21 protein-coding genes and 1 tRNA gene are annotated in these 21,177 nt (G+C 60.1%); 10 read left to right on the forward strand and 12 right to left on the reverse strand.

Annotation, left to right across the window (positions count from 1 at the left end; genetic code table 11):
- The first annotated feature begins 3 nt into the window (after positions 1–3).
- From ACIOVF_RS24925 to rfaD, 8 genes are all read left to right on the forward strand, one after another.
- The gene (locus ACIOVF_RS24925; RefSeq protein WP_401293267.1) at positions 4–2,946 is read left to right on the forward strand and encodes a serine/threonine-protein kinase; all 2,943 of its coding nucleotides are present in this window, start codon (positions 4–6) and stop codon (positions 2,944–2,946) included.
- A complete protein-coding gene (locus ACIOVF_RS24930; protein WP_309475555.1) occupies positions 2,946–3,662 on the forward strand; it encodes an ABC transporter ATP-binding protein in 717 nt (238 codons plus the stop codon). The genes ACIOVF_RS24925 and ACIOVF_RS24930 overlap by 1 nt, the downstream gene beginning before the upstream one ends.
- Positions 3,662–4,864 (forward strand): FtsX-like permease family protein, encoded by a 1,203-nt coding sequence (locus ACIOVF_RS24935; protein WP_045202330.1) that lies wholly within the window; start codon positions 3,662–3,664, stop codon positions 4,862–4,864. The genes ACIOVF_RS24930 and ACIOVF_RS24935 overlap by 1 nt, the downstream gene beginning before the upstream one ends.
- Positions 4,857–6,596 (forward strand): formylglycine-generating enzyme family protein, encoded by a 1,740-nt coding sequence (locus ACIOVF_RS24940; protein WP_401293270.1) that lies wholly within the window; start codon positions 4,857–4,859, stop codon positions 6,594–6,596. Before ACIOVF_RS24935 ends, ACIOVF_RS24940 begins: the two co-directional genes overlap by 8 nt.
- 81 nt (positions 6,597–6,677) lie before the next feature.
- Positions 6,678–7,631, forward strand: coding sequence for a type VI secretion system-associated lipoprotein TagQ (tagQ, locus tag ACIOVF_RS24945; protein WP_093378542.1), 954 nt, complete (start codon positions 6,678–6,680; stop codon positions 7,629–7,631).
- A 76-nt stretch (positions 7,632–7,707) separates the two neighbouring features.
- Positions 7,708–8,613, forward strand: coding sequence for an NAD synthetase (locus tag ACIOVF_RS24950; RefSeq protein WP_093378547.1), 906 nt, complete (start codon positions 7,708–7,710; stop codon positions 8,611–8,613).
- Entirely contained in the window at positions 8,610–9,065 is a 456-nt protein-coding gene (locus ACIOVF_RS24955; protein ID WP_401293275.1) for a hypothetical protein, read from the forward strand. Before ACIOVF_RS24950 ends, ACIOVF_RS24955 begins: the two co-directional genes overlap by 4 nt.
- Positions 9,066–9,294: 229 nt before the next feature.
- Positions 9,295–10,287: an ADP-glyceromanno-heptose 6-epimerase gene (gene rfaD / locus ACIOVF_RS24960; protein WP_401293278.1), complete on the forward strand. Its 993-nt coding sequence runs from the start codon at positions 9,295–9,297 to the stop codon at positions 10,285–10,287.
- Here the strand turns inward: rfaD and ACIOVF_RS24965 are convergent, their stop codons facing one another.
- From ACIOVF_RS24965 to ACIOVF_RS25005, 9 genes are all read right to left on the reverse strand, one after another.
- Positions 10,288–11,667, reverse strand: a complete 1,380-nt coding sequence (locus ACIOVF_RS24965; protein WP_045202322.1) for an NAD(P)-binding domain-containing protein — start codon at positions 11,665–11,667, stop codon at positions 10,288–10,290.
- A gap of 416 nt (positions 11,668–12,083) precedes the next feature.
- Entirely contained in the window at positions 12,084–13,334 is a 1,251-nt protein-coding gene (locus ACIOVF_RS24970) for a PLP-dependent aspartate aminotransferase family protein (protein WP_082075531.1), read from the reverse strand.
- A 42-nt stretch (positions 13,335–13,376) separates the two neighbouring features.
- On the reverse strand, positions 13,377–14,594 hold the full coding sequence (locus ACIOVF_RS24975) for a YcaO-like family protein (RefSeq protein WP_401293282.1): 1,218 nt from the start codon (positions 14,592–14,594) through the stop codon (positions 13,377–13,379).
- Positions 14,595–15,174: 580 nt separating this feature from the next.
- Positions 15,175–15,250: transfer RNA gene (locus tag ACIOVF_RS24980), tRNA-Thr, on the reverse strand.
- Between the two features lie 97 nt (positions 15,251–15,347).
- A complete protein-coding gene (locus tag ACIOVF_RS24985; protein WP_045202318.1) occupies positions 15,348–15,614 on the reverse strand; it encodes a hypothetical protein in 267 nt (88 codons plus the stop codon).
- Between the two features lie 24 nt (positions 15,615–15,638).
- Positions 15,639–15,845 (reverse strand): hypothetical protein, encoded by a 207-nt coding sequence (locus tag ACIOVF_RS24990; protein ID WP_045202317.1) that lies wholly within the window; start codon positions 15,843–15,845, stop codon positions 15,639–15,641.
- Positions 15,846–15,869: 24 nt separating this feature from the next.
- The gene (locus ACIOVF_RS24995) at positions 15,870–16,250 is read right to left on the reverse strand and encodes a hypothetical protein (protein WP_093378578.1); all 381 of its coding nucleotides are present in this window, start codon (positions 16,248–16,250) and stop codon (positions 15,870–15,872) included.
- Positions 16,251–16,268: 18 nt separating this feature from the next.
- Complete coding sequence (locus tag ACIOVF_RS25000; protein ID WP_010221299.1) at positions 16,269–16,475, reverse strand: helix-turn-helix transcriptional regulator; 207 nt, start codon at positions 16,473–16,475, stop codon at positions 16,269–16,271.
- Positions 16,476–16,484: 9 nt separating this feature from the next.
- Positions 16,485–17,063, reverse strand: a complete 579-nt coding sequence (locus tag ACIOVF_RS25005) for a hypothetical protein (protein ID WP_010221300.1) — start codon at positions 17,061–17,063, stop codon at positions 16,485–16,487.
- A 496-nt stretch (positions 17,064–17,559) separates the two neighbouring features.
- On the opposite strand from ACIOVF_RS25005, the gene ACIOVF_RS25010 reads away from it, so the two are divergent.
- Positions 17,560–17,919 (forward strand): multidrug/spermidine efflux SMR transporter subunit MdtJ, encoded by a 360-nt coding sequence (locus tag ACIOVF_RS25010; protein WP_038998273.1) that lies wholly within the window; start codon positions 17,560–17,562, stop codon positions 17,917–17,919.
- Positions 17,913–18,242: a multidrug/spermidine efflux SMR transporter subunit MdtI gene (gene mdtI / locus ACIOVF_RS25015; RefSeq protein ID WP_038998274.1), complete on the forward strand. Its 330-nt coding sequence runs from the start codon at positions 17,913–17,915 to the stop codon at positions 18,240–18,242. Before ACIOVF_RS25010 ends, mdtI begins: the two co-directional genes overlap by 7 nt.
- Before the next feature lie 230 nt (positions 18,243–18,472).
- On the opposite strand, the gene ACIOVF_RS25020 is transcribed toward mdtI, so the two are convergent.
- Genes ACIOVF_RS25020 through ACIOVF_RS25030 form a run of 3 tightly spaced genes read right to left on the reverse strand, consistent with a single transcriptional unit; the run spans position 18,473 to position 21,120 of the window.
- On the reverse strand, positions 18,473–19,693 hold the full coding sequence (locus tag ACIOVF_RS25020; protein WP_401293289.1) for a methyltransferase: 1,221 nt from the start codon (positions 19,691–19,693) through the stop codon (positions 18,473–18,475).
- A 45-nt stretch (positions 19,694–19,738) separates the two neighbouring features.
- On the reverse strand, positions 19,739–20,428 hold the full coding sequence (locus ACIOVF_RS25025) for an ABC transporter permease (protein WP_093378590.1): 690 nt from the start codon (positions 20,426–20,428) through the stop codon (positions 19,739–19,741).
- A complete protein-coding gene (locus ACIOVF_RS25030; protein WP_045202307.1) occupies positions 20,425–21,120 on the reverse strand; it encodes an ABC transporter permease in 696 nt (231 codons plus the stop codon). The genes ACIOVF_RS25025 and ACIOVF_RS25030 overlap by 4 nt, the downstream gene beginning before the upstream one ends.
- Positions 21,121–21,177 lie beyond the last annotated feature (57 nt).

Raw genomic sequence — 21,177 nt, forward strand, 5'->3', positions numbered from 1 at the left:
CACATGGACAAAGTGATCCCCGGATACGACATCGACGGCGAGATTGGCGAAGGCGCCATGGCCACCGTCTACCTCGCCACCCAGCGCTCGCTGGAGCGCAAGGTGGCCTTGAAGGTCATGGCCGCGGCGCTGGCTGCCGACCCGACCTTCTGCGAGCGCTTCCTGCGTGAAGGCCGCACCCTGGCGCGCTTGTCGCACCCGCACACGGTGACCATCCACGACATCGGCAATGTCGGCGAGCTGTACTACATGGCCATGGAGTACCTGCCCAACGGTACGCTCAAGGAGCGTATCGCCGCCGGGGTCACGCCGGAGCAGGGCCTGCTGTACATCCGCCAGATCGCTTCGGCGCTGGGTTATGCCCATGCCCAGGGCCTGGTGCACCGGGATGTGAAACCGGCCAACATTCTTTTTCGCGCTGACGGCACTGCAGTGCTGTCGGACTTCGGCATCGCCAAGTCGCTGGATGACCGCACCCAGTTCACCCAGGCCGGGTTTGCCGTCGGCACCCCCAGCTACATGAGTCCGGAGCAGGCGCGCGGCCAGGAAATCGACGGCCGCGCCGACCTCTATGCCCTGGGCGTGGTGTTTTACGAGATGCTGGTTGGCAAACTGCCCTACAGCGGCAACGACGCGCTGTCGACGGCCTTGGCGCATTTGACCGAGCCGTTGCCGGAGCTGCCGATCGAGCACGGCCGCTATCAGGACATTCTCCGTGGCCTGCTGGCCAAGGACCCGGCCGAGCGCTTTGCCGATGCCGAGACCTTGCTGGCGGCGCTCGACCGGCTACCCGTGCAAGACACCGAAAGCACCCTGATCCAGCCGCTGCCGATTGCAGCGCCGGTGCCACCCGTAACCGTAGAGCCTGCACCGCCAGCGCCGAAACCAGAACCGGTCACCAAGGCCTCGCCACCTGCAGCTGCGCGCAAGCGCCCGACACCGGCCTTGCTCGCCATCGCCGTTGCTGCCGCGCTGGGCCTGGGCGGGATTGGCTACTGGGCCATCAGTGGCGACGAACAGGTAGTGGAGGCGCAGCCGGTACAAGCCCGCGAGCCAGTAGCGCCGACCGTTGCGACTGCGAGCAACGACAGTGACCGACCACTGCTGATGGCCGGCAAGCGAACTCTGTTCCAGCGCGTGCTGAGCCGGCCGGGCGCGCAGGTCGTCAAGCAGCCGGGCGCCACGCCCAGTGATACCTTGCCGGCCTTTACCGTGCTCTATGTCTACCAGCGCCAGGACGTCAACGGCAGCCCTTGGCTTGAGGTCGGCACCGCCAGTGACGGTCGCCGCGACGGCTGGTTGCCGGCCTCCCAGGTCAGCGACTGGAAGCAGAGCCTGGTATTGAAGTTCACCGAACGCTCGGGGCGTGCGCCGGTGATGTTCCTGCGCCAGGCCGATGAGCTTGAGCGTTTACTTGGCGACACTTCGGCCGCCCGTGCCGAGCTGCTCAAGGCGCAGAACAACCCCGACGAAGTGCCGCAAGTGATGGCCCTGGAACCCAGCGCCAGCGCCGTGCCCCAAGAGCAGTTCTACCTGATGCCGATCTTCGAGGCGCGCGAGAGCTTCGACGAAAACGGCCAGCCGCTGCAGCTGCTCAATGTCGCCTCCATCGACCCGGGCAACAGCGCACCCGCCGGCGAAGCGAAAGCCGCCGGCATGGCCACCTCAGGCGACGCCTTCCGTACCGCCGTGGTGCTGGTGGTGGATACCTCGGTATCGATGCAGCCTTATATCGATCAGGTCCGCCAGGTGGTGCACGAGCTGCACGGGCAGATTTCGCGCCGTGGCGAGCTGGACAACGTCAGCTTCGGCCTGGTCGGCTTTCGCAACAACACCACGCGCACGCCTGCCCTGGAGTACCTGACCAAGACCCTGGTAACACTCGATGAAGGCCGCGATCCCGAGCGTTTTTTGAAGCTGGCCGAGCAGGTGAAAGCCACCAACGTCTCCAGCCATTCGTTCAACGAAGACGCTTTTGCCGGGATCATGCAGGCGGTCGACGGCATGGACTGGTCCGGCTACGGCGGGCGCCTGATCCTGCTGGTCAGTGACGCCGGCTCCCTGCGCAAGAACGACCGCTACAGCAGCACCCAGATGAACGAAGCCGAAGTGCGCCAGGCGGCCTTGAGCAAGCAGATCAAGATCTACGCCCTGCACCTGCGCACCGAGGCCGGCAAGAAGAACCACGCCTACGCCGAGCAGCAGTATCGGGTGCTTACGGCCGATGCCAACCCGAAGATCGGCGACCTGTATGTATCGGTACCCGGTGGCGATGTGCACAAGTTTGGCGAGCGGGTGCGCGAGATCGGTTCGACCTTCGCCGATCTGGTCCACCAGGTGCGCAGCAACACCGCGCAACCGGCGCCGCTGCTGGCGGCTTCGCCGAGCATCGCCGACAAATCCGCCGCCATCGGCTATGCCATGCACATGGATTTTCTTGGCCGCAAGAGTGCCAGTCAGGCGCCGCAACTGGTCAGCGCCTGGACCTCAGATCGCGACCTGACCAACCCGGCGCTGCCGACCCTGCAGGTCTGCGTGATGCTCACCAAGCTGCAACTCAACGACCTGCAGCAGTCGCTGAAGCTGATCGTCGATGCCGCGCGCAAGACCCGCACTTCGCCCAAGGATTTCTTCCAGGAAATCGCTAGCGCCAGTGCCTACATGAGCCGCGACCCGGCCGCCCTGCGCAAGGGCGCCAACCTCGCCGAAGGCGGTGTGCTGGGCGAATACCTGGAGGGCCTGCCGTACCGCAGCAAGTCCCTGAGCATGACCCAGGACCTGTGGTTGTCGCTCAGCGTTGGCGAACAGGAAGACTTCATCGACGAGCTCGATTCGAAGATCCGCCTGTACGAAACCTTCCACAACGACATGGCCAACTGGGTGCGCTTCGGCAATGCCGAGCCCGGTGACGCCTTGTACCGTGTGCCGTTGTCGACGCTGCCATGATGATCAACCTGCACGCGCTGCGCAAAACCCGCGGCCTCGGCAACCAGCGCTACAGCCTGGAGATCGAGCGCCTGGAGCTGCGTGCCGGTCAGCAGCTGGCGCTGGTCGGCCCCAGTGGCTGCGGCAAGAGCACCTTGCTCGACCTGCTGGCCTTGGTGCTGCAGCCCGATCAGGCCGAGCGCTTTGTGTTCAGCACCGACTCGCACACCTACGACGTTCAGCAGCTGTGGCGTGAACAACGCCAGGAGCACCTGGCGCACCTGCGCCGCCGGCATCTGGGCTATGTGCTGCAAGCGGGCGGCTTGCTCGGCTTTCTCGATGTGCGCAGCAACATTGCCCTGCCGCGCCAGGTGCTTGGCCTGGGCAATGACGGCAGCGTGCAGCGCCTGGCCGAGCAACTGGAGATTGACGATCAGCTCGACAAGCAGCCAGGCGCCTTGTCGGTCGGCCAGCGCCAGCGGGTCAGCTGCGCCCGTGCCCTGGCGCACAACCCTGATTTGCTCCTGGCCGATGAGCCGACCGCGGCCCTGGACCCGCTCAATGCCCAACGGGTAATGCAACTGCTGCTGCGCCAGGCGCAAGCACGGCAGGTGACCTGTCTGATCGCCACCCACGACGAGGCGCTGGCCCGTGATGCCGGCTTGCAGGTGTTGCGCATGGTCTGCCGCCGCGATGCCGACGGTGGTGTCACCGCCACGTTGGAGGGCCAGCCGTAATGCGCCCGATGCTGATCGCAAGCCTGGCTTGGCGGGACTATCGCAACGACGCGCGCCTGTCCGTTTGCAGCGTGCTGGCCCTGGTGGCGGTGATTGCGCCGTTGCTGGTGCTGTTCGGTCTGAAATTCGGCCTGGTCAGCAGCCTTACCGAGCGTTTGCAGCGCGACCCGGCCGTGCGGGAAGTCATCCCCTTGGGTGGCGGTCGTTTCAGTGCCGACTTCGTCGCTGAACTGGCGGCGCGTAACGACGTCGCCTTCGCCTTGCCGCGTACCCGGCAGATTGCCGCGACCGCCGACCTGGTGCTGGCTGCGCGCAAGGTCGTGGTCAATGTCGAGATGATCCCCACTGCGCTTAACGATCCGTTGCTGCAAGGGCTGGCCGTCCCCGGTGCGGTCGACCAGATCGTCCTCAGCCGTACGGCGGCAGAAAAGCTTGGCGCGAAGGCGGGTGATCAGCTTGATGCTTCGTTCAGCCGCCAGCTTGCCGGGCAGATCCAGGCCCAGCGCACCACCTTGAAGGTCGTCGCCGTGCTGCCGCTGGAAGCCTTCGAGCGCGATGCCTTGTTTGCGCCGCTGGCGCTGCTGGAAGCCGCCGAAGACTACCGTGATGGTCGCGCCGTGCCCGCTTTCGGCTGGGAAGGTGAGCGCCATACCGGTGAGGTGCAGCGGGTTTATCCGGCCTTCCGTCTGTATGCGCGCAACCTTACCGATGTCGAGCCGTTGCGGCGTTTTTTTGCCGATCGCCAGTTGCTGGTCTCGACCCAGGCCCCGGCGATTGCCCAGGTGCAGTCGCTGAGCCGCAACCTGACCCTGGTGTTCTGGATCATTGCCGCGCTGGCCGTGGCGGGCGCGTTTGCGGCGATCTGCGCCGGCGCCCTGGCGGCGGTCGAGCGCAAGCGCCGCGAGCTGTCGGTGTTGCGCCTGCTCGGTTTCAGCACCGCTGCCTTGCTTGCATTTGTCGTGCTGCAGGCGTTGTACAGCGGGGTGTTTGCCGCTGTCATCGGCGCGGCGCTGTACGCCCTGGCCGAAAGTGGCCTCAACCAGTTGTTCATGCAGATGCCCGGCGAGTACGCCAGCCATCTGCTCCCGTCGCATTACCTCGTTGCCTTGCTCGCTGTGCTGCTGGCCAGCGCGGCCGCTGCCGCCCTGGGGGGCTGGCGCGTGGCGCGAATAGACGCTTGTGAAGGAATTCGAGATGTTTGACCGCCGCTTACCCGCCCTGGCGCTGATCGTCGCCGCCCTGAGCCTGGTGTCCTGCGCCCAGGCCGAGGACGACAGCAAGCCTGCCAGCAATAAACTGGACAATCCCAAGCCACTGGCCGACGACATCAGCCTGCCGCTGCCGTGCGACGGCGAGATGGTCTTCCGCCACGTCTACGTGCTGGCCCAGGGCAGCCTGGACGACCGTGAGGTGAACCTTGGCTACCCCTTCAGCGAAGGCGAAGCGGGCTACAAGCAGTCGTTCATTTCCGGCTATCGCCGTGACTTTATCAACGGCCAGTTCAGCCTCCAGGACCTGTCTGCCGACTGGAAAAAACGCATTAGCCCGAGTCTGCCGAAGACCGACGCCGGCAGCCCGCTGAAGCCGATGATGTACTTCATCGGCAAGTACGAAGTCACCGCCCGCCAGTACGCTCAGGTGATGGCCCAGGCCCAGTCGCTGGCCAGCGGCGAACCGGCGCCGGCCTGTGAAGCACCGAGTGGCATGGCCGGGCGTTTGCCCAAGGTCAAACTGTCGCGCTTTGAGGCCGAGCGTTTTTCCGCGGTGTACAGCGCCTGGTTGATGAAGAACCATCGTGACCTGCTGCCGGTCAGTGGCCGTGGCAACAAGGCCGAAGACGGCGGTGTAGGCTTTGTGCGTCTGCCCACCGAAGTGGAGTGGGAGTTCGCTGCCCGTGGCGGCTCCGCCGTCAGCCGCCAGGAGCTGGAAGGGCGGCTGTTCCCGCGCCGCCTCGAGGGCAGCGAAAGCGACGGCCCGCTGGCCGACTGGGCGGTGTTCAACCAGGTCGCCGGCGGCACCGGCCAGGCCGCGCGCCTGACCCCGATCGGCACCAAGCTGCCCAACCCGCTGGGTATGTTCGACGTACTCGGCAACGCCGCAGAGATGGTCCAGGAATCGTTCCAGCTGGTGCACGCCGGGCGGCGCCAGGGCGCTTATGGCGGGTTTGTGGTCAAGGGCGGTAACTACCTTGAAGGCGAGGGCACGCTGTTTACCGGCATGCGCCGCGAGTACCCGCTGTTCGGCGCCGATGGTACCGAGCAAAGTAACGAAACCACAGGTTTTCGTGTCGCCATCGGCGCGCTGTCGGCGCCGCGTTCGCGTTATGAGGAACTGTTCGAACAATGGCAGAAAGAGGGCCGCCTGGCCGCGCTGACCGACGCCATCGACGACGCCCAGGACCCGACCAAGCGCCTGGACAGCATCATCGCCGCCAGCGTCGACCCGCGCCTGCAAGCCGAGCTTGGCCTGGTCAACGAAGAGCTCAAGCGCAACGTCTCGCTGATCGCCCAGCAGCGCGAAGAAGCCGCCGGCAACCTGATCCAGTCGGCGGCGCTGGTGGCCGAAACCATCAATAACTACAACATCCGCCTGACCAACCTGCAGAAAACCCAGCAGCAGGCCAAGGCTTCTGGTGACGAGACCAGCGCCAAGCTGTTTGCCGCTGCCATCAACAACGGCCGCAGCGCCCTCGACGGCGCCGTGGCGATCTACATCGACAACCTTGCCACTGGCACGCGCTACACCGACGCGGTGATCCAGGCGCAGTTCCAGCGGGTCAAGGAAGAGCTCAATCGCAAGCCGGTGCTGGGCAAGAGCCTGCTCAGCCGCGCGACCCTGTTCGTCCGTCATGTCGGGGACTATCGCCAGCAACGGCGCGCCGACCCGGCGACGATTTTGAAAGAACTGCTCGCATCAGCCGTCCCGCAACCTTGAGCGGCTGTCGAGCGAGCATCGTAGTGACCGGGGCGACATGAGGTTGTCCCGGGCGTGTTTAAACAAAGAGAGAACCTGACCATGCTTTCAACTCGCAAGCCCTTCTTCACTGCTTCCAACGGCCGGGCCGCGCTGCTGCTGGCGGCCGGTTTCAGCACCGTCCTGCTGACTGGCTGCGCCAGCTCGCCGGCGTCCAAGGTCGGTGCGACGACCAAGGTCGAGTACTACCCGAGCTGCTACGAGCCGGTGCAGCACCTGCGCGCCACCGATTCGGACATGACCAAGTCTGTCGCCACCGGTGCCCTGATCGGTGCCGTCGGCGGCGCGCTGACCGGCGCCCTGACCGGCAACTCCGACAACCGTGGCCGCAATGCTGCCATCGGTGCTGCCGGTGGTGCTCTGGTCGGCGGTGCAGCCGGTTACTACACCGAGCGCCAGAAGCAGATCAGCGACGACAACCAGCGCATAGGCTCCTACGCCACCGACATCAACAAAAGCGCGGCCGACATGGACCGCAGCACCGCTTACGCCAAAGCCTCCCAGGCGTGCTACCAGCGTGAGTTCGCCAACCTGATGGATGGCCGCAAGAGCAACAAGATCAGCGATGGCGAAGGCCGCAAGCGCCTGGCGGAAATCATCGCCGGCCTGCAGGAGTCGAACAACCTGATCACCGCGGTCAACGGCCGTCTGGGTGAGAACCTCAACAACTACACCCAGGCTTACGAGCAAGACCTCAAGCAGGTCGGCGTACCGCGTAACGACGTGGTGATCGTTGCCGAAGCCCAGGCGCCGGTGCTGGCCACCGGTAACGCCAAGAAGACCAATACGGGCAAGACCAAGACCCCGCCACCGGCGAAGAAAAAGCTGCCAGAGGTACCGAAGGAAGCCGTCGCCACCGAGAAGACCCTGCAGGACGCCAACGCCAAGAAGGCTGAAAGCCAGAAGGTTGCCAGCGCCGGCCAGAGCCAGGTCAACAACATGTGCAAGAACCCGGACATGGGTGACTGGGCACCGGTGCCTTGCCCTAACGTGTAAGGCTTGAGCCACAGCGTCGCCCGGCTCGGTGCCATAAGGCCGGGCGACCTGTGCGCCGTTTCAAGGAAGACCGTTCATGAGTGAGTTACTCAACCGACTGGATAACAATCCGTCGCAGTTTTTCGCAAGGCAGCGCATCGAAAGCAGCATCAACCTGCCGAAACTCTTTGCCGCCATCGATGCCGATCCGGGCATTGTCGGTGCCGGGGTGGTGTATATCGATGCGGATTACAACGTGGTGACCCTGCGTGAGTTTCAGCCGATATGCAGTGTGCTACCCAAGCGGGTGATTTTGCGTGAGGCGAAGAAGTATCTGGCGCCTGCGCAGTTCATCGAAGAGCTCAAGACCAGTCCGCGTGAGTCGCGAGTGGTTAAAGAAGCACTGAACGCAACGCTTTCCTGTACCGGGGCAGTTCTGGGATGGATCGTAGTGTTTAGCGGCACAGTTGCGGTGCCGTTCACTGCCGGCACCAGCCTGGTGCTCACTACAATGGGCGCCGCAGCTGCAGCGGCCAGTACCACCCAGTGTATTTTCGGCGGGTACAGAACTTTCAACGAAGTGGTGAACCCTGCGGATAACGATGAGCTGGACTCTTACGAGTGGTACCAGAACATGTCGTCAGCACTGGATGCTGTGTCGTTGATGGGGGTAGGGGCCTCTGGGCTTACGACCTTCAAATATCTGCAAGTGCGCAAAGCGGCTACCGGAAGCAGTTGGTCTGAGCTTTCCAGAAAACTGAGCCGTCAGCAGCGCAAAGCGCTGACCGATGAATTGCTTTCGCTCAAGCATCCTTCGCTGACAGCCAAGCAACTACGGCTCAAACAGAGTACTGGTCAACTTCCCAAGCGCCACACACCGACCGAGTTCAAGCATGCAACCCGAACCCTGATCAAAGACTCCCTGGGTGCGGGTGCCGGGTTTGTGGGCAGCAGCAGGGTGCAGACGATCGCAGTAGGGCTGTATGAGGAGTTCAAGCCATGAAGCAGCCACCGAGCTTGAAAGTGTTTCTGGCAAAGTACTTTCCAGCCTTCATCGTTGCCTTCTTCATGGTGTGCTTCTCGGCTTCCTGTACCGTGGCGCTTGCCTCCAATACCTATTTCAAAGGTATTGAAGATCGAGTGTTCAAAACCTCGATGGTTCTGCTGGCGCTTTCTGTGGTGGTCTTTGTGAGCCATTTTCTGATGGTACGGGGTCGTGCTTGGGCGGTCTGGGTCGTTGTCGGTTTGTTCGTGGCTTGCCTGGTGACCGTGCTGCCCAGTTATGGATACCGGCCACATATGTTTGTCTATAGCACCGGCCTGCTATTCCCGCTCATCGGCTTATTAATTCTGAACAGCAAACTGCACAGGGAAATGCGTGCCTATCTGGCGGAGATGCGAAAGGAGCGTGTCAAGCAACGGGAAGAAGCTCGGGCAATCAAGGAACGTCGTTGAAGGGGAAATCCCGAATGCTCCACCTCCATGTCCCTTTCTGGGCTCTATCTGCTTAACAGCCAACGCCAGCGAAAAATGCGCAGTCGTCTGGTGGCGATCCGCAAATCGCGTAACAAATTGCTCAAAGCCATGCATGCCGGCAATCGGCAAAACCATTGACCCTGGTTAATATTTGCACAATCACCACCCCCTAAACTGAGGACTCTGCACCCTCAAAGGGGGACATGGCATGACCATTATCGTCACCGGCGCCGCCGGTTTTATCGGTAGCAACCTGGTTCAGGCCCTCAACCAACGCGGCGAAACCGAGATCATCGCGGTCGATGACTTGAGCGATGGCGACAAGTTTCGCAACCTGGCTGACAGCGAAATCGCCGACTACCTGGACAAGGACGACTTTCTTCAGCGCTTTGGCCGCGGCCAGTTTGGCAAGGTGCGCGCCGTGCTGCACCAAGGCGCTTGCTCGAGCACCGTCGAAGGCGACGGGCGCTTGATGATGGACAACAACTACCGCTACAGTCGCGACCTGCTCGACGCCGCTCAAGGCCTGCAGGTGCCGCTGCTGTATGCCTCGTCGGCGGCGGTGTATGGCGCCGGGCGCGACTTTCGCGAACAGCGCGAGTGCGAGCGGCCATTGAACGTATATGGCTACTCGAAATCCCTCTTCGACCAGCGCGTGCGCCGACAACTGCCCCAGGCGCGCAGCCAGATCGTCGGCCTGCGTTACTTCAACGTCTACGGCCCCCACGAGCAGCACAAGGGCGCCATGGCCTCGGTGGCCCTGCACTGCTTCAACCAGTACCAGGCCAACGGCAAGGTCAGCCTGTTCGGCAGCTATGGCGACTACCCCAGCGGCGGCCACCTGCGCGATTTCGTGGCGGTCGAGGATGTGGTCAAGGTCAACCTGTTCTTCCTCGACCGGCCGCAGTTGAGCGGCCTCTTCAACGTCGGCAGCGGCCGCGCCCAGCCTTTCAATGACGTGGCCTTGGCAGTGATCAACCGCCTGCGCGAGCAGCAGGACCAGCCGCCGCTGTCGCTGGAGATGGCCCTGCTGGAGGGCATTCTGGAATACAGCGAATTTCCCGAGCACCTGCGCGGCAAGTACCAGTGCTACACCTGCGCCGACCTTGAGCGCTTGCGCAGCGTTGGCTATGAGCAGCCAACGCTGACGGTGGAGCAGGGTGTGGCGCGTTACTGCGACTGGTTGCAGCGCACGCCGTAGTCAGTGCTGGCGCAAGGTCTTCAGGTCGCCCTTGCCCGAGGTCTCGCGCAGGTACTCCTGCAGTGAGTCATCCAGCGCGTTGAGCCAGCGGGTATGGTGCGGCACCGCAGCGGTACCGGTAATCACCGAGCGGTAGGACTTGTCGCGGTAACCCATGATGTCTTGCTTTTTGTCCGACTTCCATTTGAGGAAAATCCGGTTCACTGCGTCGATATCGAAGCTCGGGTAATCGGTCTGCTCGATCAGGTGCTTGATATAGCGGCCCTGGAACTCGTACATCGAGGCGGTCGACTCCAGCGCCAGTTCCTCGGCCCGCCACTGTGCGCTGTCGGCAGCCATCGCCGCCGGCTGCGGCAGCTTGATGCGCCCGAGCATGTAGTCGCGGGCAAACCAGGCCTGAGCGTCGAACAGGTTGAAGCTGTACCAGAGGTCTTGCATGCCGAGGTAGATCAGCTGCGGGTTGTGTTCCCAGACAACCCCTTGGTACAGCCCGGCAGGCCACAGGCGGTTGCTGGTCTTGAGCGTCAGCTCGTCGGGCAGGAACGGGAAGTGATGCTGGTAGCCGGTGCAGAGGATGATCGCATCCACGCGCTTGCTCGAACCGTCGGCAAAGAACGCCATCTCGCCCTCGACCCGCAGCAACTGCGGGCGCTCTTCCCAGCCTTTGGGCCATTTGTAGCCCATGGGCTGGGTGCGGTAGGCACTGGTGATCGAGCGCGCGCCGTACTTGAAGCACTGCGAGCCGATGTCTTCGGCCGAATAGCTGCTGCCGACAATCAGCACATCCTTGCCCTTGAACTCCACCGCCTCACGAAAATCGTGAGCGTGAAGGATGCGCCCGGAGAAGCGCTCGAAGCCGTCGAATTGCGGCACATGCGGGGTAGAAAAATGCCCGCTGGCGACCACGACGAAATCGAACACCTGCTCGCTGCCCTGGCCGATGCCGTAGTCATAGACACTGACGGTAAAGGTGCGGCTGGCCTGATCAAAGCGTACCGCCTTGACGGCGGTATTGAAGCGAATGTAGTCGCGCACACCGGCCTTTTTCACCCGGCCCTGAATGTAATCCCAAAGCACCTCGCGCGGTGGATAAGACGAAATCGGCCGCCCGAAATGCTCATCGAAACTGTAGTCGGCGAACTCCAGGCATTCCTTCGGCCCGTTCGACCACAGGTAGCGGTACATACTGCCGTGCACCGGCTCGCCATGCTCGTCCAGGCCGGTGCGCCAGGTGTAGTTCCACATCCCGCCCCAGTCGGCCTGTTTCTCGAAGCACACCACCTCGGGCATCTCGGCACCCTGGGCATGAGCGGATTGAAAGGCACGCAACTGCGCCAGGCCGGACGGGCCTGCGCCGATAATGGCAACACGAATAGTCATAAGATTTCCTGACAGAAAACACTGAAAAAAATGCAAAGCGACTCCAGCCCTGAACGGCAGAACCGAGGGCGAGAGGAAGCGGAAACTTCAGGTGTCAGCTGGCAGGTGGAGGGACAGGGCGCTTGCGCTTGTGCGCGAGCAAGACGTCGCGAGGTGGAATCGACAAGGTGTGGAACAGCGTCGAGAGGGGGGAGCTGGTCAGCGAAGGGCTAGCGACAGCGTTGGGCCCGTAAGTCTTGCCGAACAGCGCGGCAAACGGGCCTGAAGGGCGAAAGATACGTGTGGTCTCGTACATGGCGGGCTGATTCTGCCTCTTTTTGGTTATGGATGCCTTTTTAGCTATAACGGATGGGGGAGAGGATTACAAGGTGGGGGCTTGGCAGAATCTCGCACTCGACCGCTGACGGACTTACGCTTCACCCTCGCGCAGTGGTTCTGCTTTGCATTGCAAGGCGCAGTGCACGTCGGATGTCTGCATTAATGTCATCGCTATCTTCCAGGCCAACAGAGATTCGCACCAAGCCATCCGGCACGCCTATTTTTTCCAGGTCGGTGCTGCCCTCCCTGCTAAAACTACCGTAGTGATAACATAAGGACTCAATATTGCCGAAGGTTGTACCTATTCGGATAAGCTGCAGATGACGAACAAAGGTTGTAGCCGTTTCTCGCGATGGAAAAACAATGGCGATAAGGCCTGTATGCAATGACGGAGAAATTCCGTTGGTTTGCGCACTTTTAGTCGACCAGACTGCACGCCACTCTAGCTTCGGGAACTCCTCACGCAGCATGGCGATCACCGCATGTGCATTATCGGTATGTTTTTTTAATCGCAGTGGCAGCGTCCTTAGTCCTCGTATAGTGAGCCAGGCCGAGAACGGATCTACTATGAGCCCTGCACTGTCCCTGTGATACTTCAATGCCTTGAACAGGTCCGGTTCATTGGTGCTGATCATGCCGCCCATGACATCGCCGTGACCGTTGATGTGTTTGGTGATGGAATATAATGTTACTGCAGCCCCCAGGGAAAGTGGCTTTTGACAGGCAGGTGTAAGAAAGGTGTTATCAACAACAAGAAGAATGCCGCGTTTGTTGCAAAGCTCTACCAGATCAGGAATGTTGATATCTAAAAAAGCCGGGTTGGTAGGGGCTTCGATAAAGATCATTTTCGTGTTGGGTTGGATCGCGCACTCAAATGCCGCCGCCTGGTATTTGTCGATAAGTGACATTTCAATCCCGCGATGGTTCACTTCATAGTTAAGTTGTTCAATGATTTCGTAAAATACACTGTGGGGTACAATGACATGATCGCCTGCGCTCAACAGGGCGCGAAAAGCAAGCAGGCAGGCGGTCATTCCGCTATTGACCGCGAGGCTATAGGAGCAGTGTTCAATGGCGCGAAATTTCGCTTCTAAAATTGAAACGGTAGGGTTTGCATAACGTTGGTAGGCAAAATTCTCCTGCTCGGCATTGCCCAGCATCTCTCTGCCTTCTTCAATTGAATTCAGGAGTGTTGCAGAGTTACAAATGAGCGCTGGAACTGGAAACTGACTCAGGCCATTCTCATGTTGCCCTAAATGGATCGCCTGGGTAGCGATACCTAAAGAAGGAGAAAGAAAATAGTCACGGCATGGTAGTTCGCGTGGGCACTTTTTTTCTGCTGGGCTCATAAAAGGCCTGGTTCCGAAAGGTAATGAGAGACGCTTTGCTGTTTACTCGTATTGATAGCAGGGGACAACTTTTCCGCCCAGTGAGACAATCGAAAATCTTTCCATTTTTGGCATGACCGCACAGGCCAGGCTAACCTGGTTGGGGCTGGAATGTAGTTGTTTTAGCCAAATGGGATGATTGGCTTTAAAACACTCATTTTTTAAATGGGACAAGTGTAGCGCCAGTGGCATTTTTTCCGGGTCTTGAGGCATCGGGTAAGGTACTGTTTTGGCACGCTGGGTGGCCCCAAACGCCATGCGCAAGCAGCGCAGCAACTTTGGGTTTTTGGCCAGGTTGTTTTTTGAATTGGTCCACTCTTGAGTGACGTGCTGCACGCCTTCAGCAACTTTGTATTGCTGCACCAGCTCCTTGATCGCCCGTGCTGCGGCATGGCTCGGGTAAAGTGAACAGCCGCCACCCACGACATGAATATCAGCGATCGTCTTCTCCGGGCAGTAGGCAATAAAAACGGGATAGTCTATTTGACTAGAGGCGTCAAATACCTCGATTGAAGCTCCTATGGCAGTTTCTGCATCACGCAAGGTGCTTAATAGATGTTCTGGCATAGAATTGTCAACAATCTTTCTTATAGGCTCTTTTGAATCATAGAAGAAATGTTGTGCAATAAAGCGCCCAATGCCATGACGCTCTATGACCTCGCTTGCGGCATGAATTGCTGCTTCCGTAAATCCTACACCTGCTGCCACACCGGTGCCGCAGGAGTATCGGCGCGCAGCGCTATAGTCGGTATCATCACCGGGAAGCGACTCGTTGGCATACTGATGGTTAATCAGAAATGATGGATAGAGTAACTCAGCGCCTGCGGATGCTTCATGCGCCTCGAAGGAAAGTACAGCCATCTGTGATGCATCGGCGTGGCGAAGCATTTGCATCGGCAGTATGTTTTGCAAGGACGGTTGAGAAACAACCGAATCAAAACAATGCAGTGCGCTATGCTTTCGTAGTTGAAAGGGGCCCATGTAATGCTCATAAGCCTCGAACTTCGCACCCACACGAGCCTCTGCTTCATAGCCTTTGCCACAACCGACACATTCTATGCCGCTACTGTCATAGGGGAGGTGAAGGGTGGCAACAGTGCTGGACAGCGGACTACCGTAACGGCGTAGGGTTAAATGAATTCCTTCGCTGGAAAAGTGCTGATCGATTGCGCTTTCTGCATCGTCCAGTGATAACGTACGCTCTGGGGCAATTGTTTTCATAGTCAGGAAGTTTCCATATAAGCCAAAAAATGAGGCGAAAAAATCGCCTCATTTATTTTCGTTACTCAGCCAGTATGGAGAGCTCTTCCGGGGTGAAATCTTCTTCTGGTTTGACAGACTCTACTTCGTCGTCAGTGGGTTGGTCGACTTTGAATTCGTTGATATACATGCAGCACCACATACCCATAGTAGTATCCTTTTTTATTTGATTTAAGTGTGCACCTTTTAACAGGTGCAATGAGAGATTAGTTCGTATGGCTTTGGCTGCACATAGGAAAAATCCCGATTCTATGAGTGATTATGTTTTTTTGAGGGTGCTATTTATTTCTGCACTGCTCAGAAATAAGACACTGGCTTGGGGCATCGGCGTTGACACCGGATCGGGCCAAGTTCTTAGGGGGCAGGCGCAGAGGCGAATGTGACGTACTGGGTTGATCAGCGGAGGTGATCAAGCGCACAGCGGTTGCGATTTAGACGCTGCCTTCAGCAGCTCATTGCGGGCAAGCCTGCTCCCAACCGGCGGGTGTGCCCACGCAAACAAAAAAGGCCCACCTTGCGGTGAGCCTTTTTTTACTGTGTATGGTGCCGGCACCAGGAATCGAACCCGGGACCTACTGATTACAAGTCAGTTGCTCTACCATCTGAGCTATACCGGCACAGGGGCGTCATTATAGCGATCAGTTTGCGTCTGTAAACCACTTCTGCAACATTCCTCGCGATACCCGGTTTCAGCGGGCATCGCGGGGTGTTTTGTTACCAGCCGCGGTGCATCGTGGTGGCGCTGGGTTCGGCTTTGGTGGGGTCGAATATCAGCGGTTTGTAGCGGCAATCGTGCTTTTTACAGTGCTCTCGGCAGCCGTGCTTTTTCTTGCAGCTGTAGGCCGGGCCGGTGTAGCCCTTGTCGCCGTATATCTGCATCTGCGGGATTTCCCAGCCAGACACCGGGGTGTAGTCGCCGCTGGTGCAGCCGCTCAAGTAGAACGCGCACGCCAGCAGGAGGAAGGATCTGATAATGGCCACAGGCAATTCCGTTTGGTCGAAGTGTCAGTGTTTGTGTGTGTCGAAGTAGTGCTGGATGGCGTGGCGGTCTCTGCTGAAGTCCGGCCCGGGGAAGCTCTGGTTGCCGTACATCTGCATGGGCGGCACTTGCCAGTCGGACCGGGGTGGCGGGACTTGCCAGTCGGACATGAAGGCGCAGCCGCTGAGGTAAAACGCGCACGCAAGCAGGGCGATGGATCTGATGATATCCACAGTCAATTCCGTTTATTCGAGGCGTCAGTCTTTGTTGAGGATGCGCTGGATGGTGCCGCCGCAAGATTGGTAGCAGCTGTCGTAGTCGCTGCCGCACGAGTAGCTGGAGCCGCTGTTGAACGGGTAGCTGGGGTAGTAGCAGCTTTTGCGCGCTTCTTTTTTGCTCTTGCCGGCCTGGCACAGCTGGTAGTTTCTGTAGTTGGCCTGGTACAGGGCGTGGTCGCTGTTTTCCTGCAGGCGCGCCATCTGTTTGCAGTGGTTGCGTTCCATCGAGCAGGAGTTGATGCAGTTCATGCCCGCCATGCTGGGCGGTGGGGAGTATCTATAGGTATAGCTGGGGCCGCAGCCGCCGAGCAGGCCGACGGCCAGCACTAGCGCAGCGCGCCATTTGAGTGAATTGCTCACGAGTTGCCAGTTCCTTGTTCATTCCTCGCTGAACTCCAGCAGGTCACCTGGCTGGCAGTTCAACGCGCGACAGAGCTTCTCGAGGGTTTCCATCTTGAAACCCTTGATCTTGCCGTTTTTCAGCAACGAAAGGTTCGCCTCCGTAATACCGATAATCTCGGCCAGATCCTTGGAGCGGATCTTGTTCTTGGCCATGACTACATCGAGTCGAATAATTATCGGCATAGGGGCAAGCTAGACATAACAGTTGTGTTCATCGCTGATGGTTTTGGCGTCACGCATGAGGAGTGAGAAGGCGCAGAGGAAAATGCCTTTCATGATCTCGTAAACCGCCTGGGATGATACACCGATCGATACGCTGAAGCTTCTCTCGCCTTTGGGCAGGTCGATGGAGAACGCCAGGCCCTGCAAGGTGCCGATCATCGGCCAGACCATCGGCAAGCCGATGCACAGCAAGCCCACCCACCAGAGCATCTTGATGTTTTGCGTCGTCCAGGTTTCACCCCGGGACAGGCGCAGGAAGAACAAGCCGGTCAGGTACAAGGCAAAGGCCGAGAGGCTGGCGGGGATCAGTTCCAGGCCGATCACCAGGCCCAGGGCCAGGTGCGAAGGCTGGTAATCCGGGGCCAGCAGCAGCGGCATGTTTTCACCGAAGCTTTGCAGGTAGGCACCTTGCACCTGGGCTTTTTCGAACACCCACAATAGTACGTTGCCGCCGAACTCGACGATCCCTGTACCCCAGGCGAGTACCGCGGCGAATGCACCGATCACTCGCAGACGCGATCTCGCGTAAGCCACTGTCTTACTGTTCATGGTTTCCCTCCGTGCTAGTTAAGCGGGGTGCATTATTTGTGAAAAATTATTGTATTACAATAATTAATTGTGATTTTGCCGGGGGTGCGGCGTTTTGACACGAGGGTGAGGTGGGATCTTACGGGGGATCGCGGGGCAAGCCCGCTCCTACAGGGTGGGAGCGGGCTTGCCCCGCGATGCCTTTATCAGGCCGGGTAATATAATTTACGAACCTTTCTGCAACCTTTAAGGGCTTTCACCTAAATACGGACTGAAAGACGCGAAAATTAATTAGTCATTTTCTATCGATTTGACTTTAACGATGCCTTGAGCTAATTTGTTGTTCATTATGTTGAACACTAAAGCGTTTCCGCTCCTCACCTCCCGCCTGGTTTCCCGTGAACGTCACTGGACCGGCGACCTCTAGCGCCTCCCCCGACAAACAGCCTTTTTCTTCTCTTTGTCTGTAGCCGTCAGCGCGATTTCGCTCGGTTTGTGTCGCCCGTGGGAGGGCATCATGCGTTCCTGGATCTATCTGTTTATCGCCATCACCGCCGAGGTGATCGGCACCGCGTCGATGAAATTCGCCGCCAGTCATTTCCCCATTCTTGGTCACGGGTTGATGTACCTGATGATCGGCCTGTCGTACTTTTTCCTGGCACTGGCGGTAAAACGCGTGCCGGTGGGCGTGGCCTACGCCCTGTGGGAAGGCATCGGCATCGTGTTGATCACCCTGATCAGCGTCACCTGGCTGGGTGAGAGCCTGGGCCTGCTCAAGGCCGCCGGCCTGGGCGTGATGATCGCCGGTATCCTGCTGATCAAGTCGGGTACCCGCGCCGCACCTGCCCCGCGCAATATGGAGGCCCTGCCATGCTGAGCATGAACTGGATTCCCTTCGCCTGGCTGGGCCTGGCGATCGTGCTGGAAGTGATCGCCAACCTGCTGCTCAAGTATTCCGACGGTTTTAAAAAGCGCGGCCTGGGCATTGCTTCGATTCTCTGTGTGCTGGCCGCCTTTACCGCACTGGCCCAGGCTGTGCGAGATATCGAACTGTCGCTGGCTTACGCCATCTGGGGTGGCTTCGGCATCCTCGCCACCGTGGCCATGGGTTGGGCACTGTTCGGTCAACGCCTGGTAGGCCGCGGCTGGTTGGGCCTGGCGCTGTTGCTGGTGGGCATGAGCCTGCTGAAACTGGCCTGATTCAACCTGCTTAGCGCTATTCGCGCGAAGGCTTATGCACAAGCCGCATGCCAAACAGGTGCGTATTGCATCGGACCAACGCCCGCCGTTGGTCTTTGCGCAAATGGCTGTTTTTGCTGGCGATTAATCAGTGAACAAAAAATGACCAGCCTGTGAAAGCGCTTGGATCCACGAATTTGCTGGGGTTCGGCGCAAGGTTGCGCACAGACTTATCCACAGGCTGAGCGCCGTTACCGGCGTTCGGCCAACAGCAGCAGGTTGCGCGGGGTGAGAGGCTGTTCACAAAACACCCCGAGCTGTACCTGATAGGACTGTTCCTCCAGGAACAGTGCACGATCCAGCACCAGCCATAATTCCAGCGGGCGGCGGAACAGATTGCGCAGCAATTCCAGGTTGCGCACCTGGGCCAGGCGCTGCCAGCCGGCCGCTTCCAATGCTGGCCAATCAGGCTCGGCACCTGGCTGCAATTGCTTGAGTTCGGTAAGGCCCCGGCAGTAGTCGGCGAACGGCTTGTGCAGCCAACTGACCGGCAGCGAAGGCGTCGGCAGGTACTCATCTACCCCACGCAACTGCCGTTGCCACAGATCGAAACCCAGGCGCCTGGCCATGGACTCGTCACGCTGGCGGCGTACCCGCGCACCTGCGGTAACGGTTTCGCTGAGCGGCAAGCCAAGATCATCAATCGACAACTGCAGGCCAGATGCCTTGGCGGCTGTGGATAACGGCTGGTACTGCGGCGCCTGGATGCGGTTGTAGCAGCACGGCGCGATGGCCAGTTGGCGGCAACCCTTGAGGCTTGCCAGTTGCATCAGGCGCACATGCAGGTCGCCACAGGCGTGCAGGGCCACGGCGGTGTGCTCGGCGCTCAGTTGCTGGGCGGCGCTATCGGCCAGTACATCCTGCAGGCGGTGCTCGGCGGGCAGTTGGTGATGCTGGCTGAGGGCGCTGCCGGCTTCGACCAGCGCCGGGTCGTATTCCAGGCAGGTCAGTTGCTGACTATGAGGCTGCAGCAAGCGCCGGCCCAGATGACCTTTGCCGGCGCACCAGTCCAGCCAGTGCCGTGGGCTGTGGATAAAACCCAGGTGGCTGGCGAAGGCTTCGATCTGCTGCCATTTGCGCCCCGGCACGTCGACATTCAGGCGAGGGCCAGCAGGGGGCAGGGCAACGGTGGATAACTCGCCGATGGCAGACAGCGCTGCCGCCCGGCGTGCCAGCTGGGGAAAAGGCGCCGGTGCAGCGAGTTGCTCGGGGTGATTGTGCGCCGCTTCCGCCTCGCTCAACGAGCGCTGGCGCAACCAGTCGGCCAGGGCGCGGTATTGGGTTTCCCACGGCAGTTGCAACTGGGTGAAAGGCCGTGGCCGCCACAGCGCCTGATGCTCGCGCAGAAAGTCGTCCAGCGCCTGGAAGCGGCTGAGCAGTTGGTCGGCGCAGAGGGGGAGGGCAGTGGTCATGAGCGGATACGAAAACGGGGCTGAGATCAGCCCCGTTATACAGGTTTATCGACCCTGGCAGGCGTCGACGCGCAGCCAGCGTTCCAACTGCTTGAAGGCTTGCACCAGCAAGAAGGAGATCAGCAGGTAGAACAGGCCCGCCGCGAAGAAGATCTCCACCGGCAGGTAGGTCCGGGCGATGATCGTCCGTGCCATGCCGGTCAGTTCCAGCAGGGTAACGGTACTCGCCAGGGCACTGGCCTTGAGCATCAGGATCACTTCGTTGCTGTAGGCCGGCAGGCCGATGCGGGCGGCACGCGGCAGCATGATGTAGAGCATTGCTTTGGCCCGGGACATGCCCAGGGCCCGCGCCGCTTCGATCTCGCCACGGGGGATGGCCTGCAGCGCGCCACGCAGGATTTCTGCGATGTAGGCGGCGGTGTGCAGGGTCATGGTCAGCACCGTGCACCAGAACGGATCGCGCAGGTACGGCCACAAGGCGCTGTTGCGCACGGCATCGAACTGGGCCAGCCCGTAATACACCAAAAACAGCTGCACCAGCAGCGGCGTACCGCGGAAGAAGAAAATGTAGCCGTAAGGCAGGGCCCGTACGTACCAGAGCCGCGAAGAGCGGGCGATACCCAGTGGAATGGCGAGGATCAGCCCGGCGATGACCGCGATGGCGACCAGCTCGAGCGTCAGCGTGGCGCCTTGGGCCAGGCGTGGCAGCCACTTGATGATGACTTCCCAGTTCATTGGTTGGCCCTCGCGAAGCCGCGACCGGCGCGTTTTTCCATGAAGTGCATGCCGGTCATGGCCAGCACGGTAAGGCCCAGGTAAATGATGGCGGCGACCATGTAGAAGGTGAAGGGTTGCTTGCTCACGGTCACGGCGATTTGCGAATGACGCATGATTTCTTCCAGGCCGATTACCGAGACCAGCGCGGTGTCTTTCATCAGGATCATGAACAGATTGCCCAGCCCCGGCAGGGCGATGCGCCACATTTGCGGCAGCACCAGCCTGGAGAAGATCCGCCCCTTGGACAGGCCCAGCGCCAGGCCGGCTTCACGGTGGCCCTTGGGGATCGCCAGCAGCGCACCACGGAACACTTCCGTGGCATAGGCGCCGAAGCACAGGCCCAGGGCAATTACGCCTGCGGCAAAGGCATTGAGCTCAAGGCCGGGAATATTCAGAAGCTCGCCCAGCCGGTTCATCAGGCTGACGGTGCCAAAGTAGATCAACAGCACCCAGAGCAGCTCGGGCACGCCGCGAACCAGTGTGGAGTAGAAACCACCCAGCCATTGCAGGGGTTTGTAGGGTGAGGTCTTGGCCAGGGCGCCAAGCAGTCCCAGTACCAGCCCCAGGAGCAGGGCCGACAATGCGAGTTTGACGGTCATCAGCGTCCCGGCCATCAGGGCCGGACCGAATCCGTAAAGATCAATATTCATGGGCAGGTTTGTTCAAGGGACCGGCATTGCCTGCAGGGCAATGCCGGTCGGGGCGAA

This window comes from Pseudomonas sp. NPDC087612, from assembly GCF_044743505.1.
Classification (GTDB): domain Bacteria; phylum Pseudomonadota; class Gammaproteobacteria; order Pseudomonadales; family Pseudomonadaceae; genus Aquipseudomonas.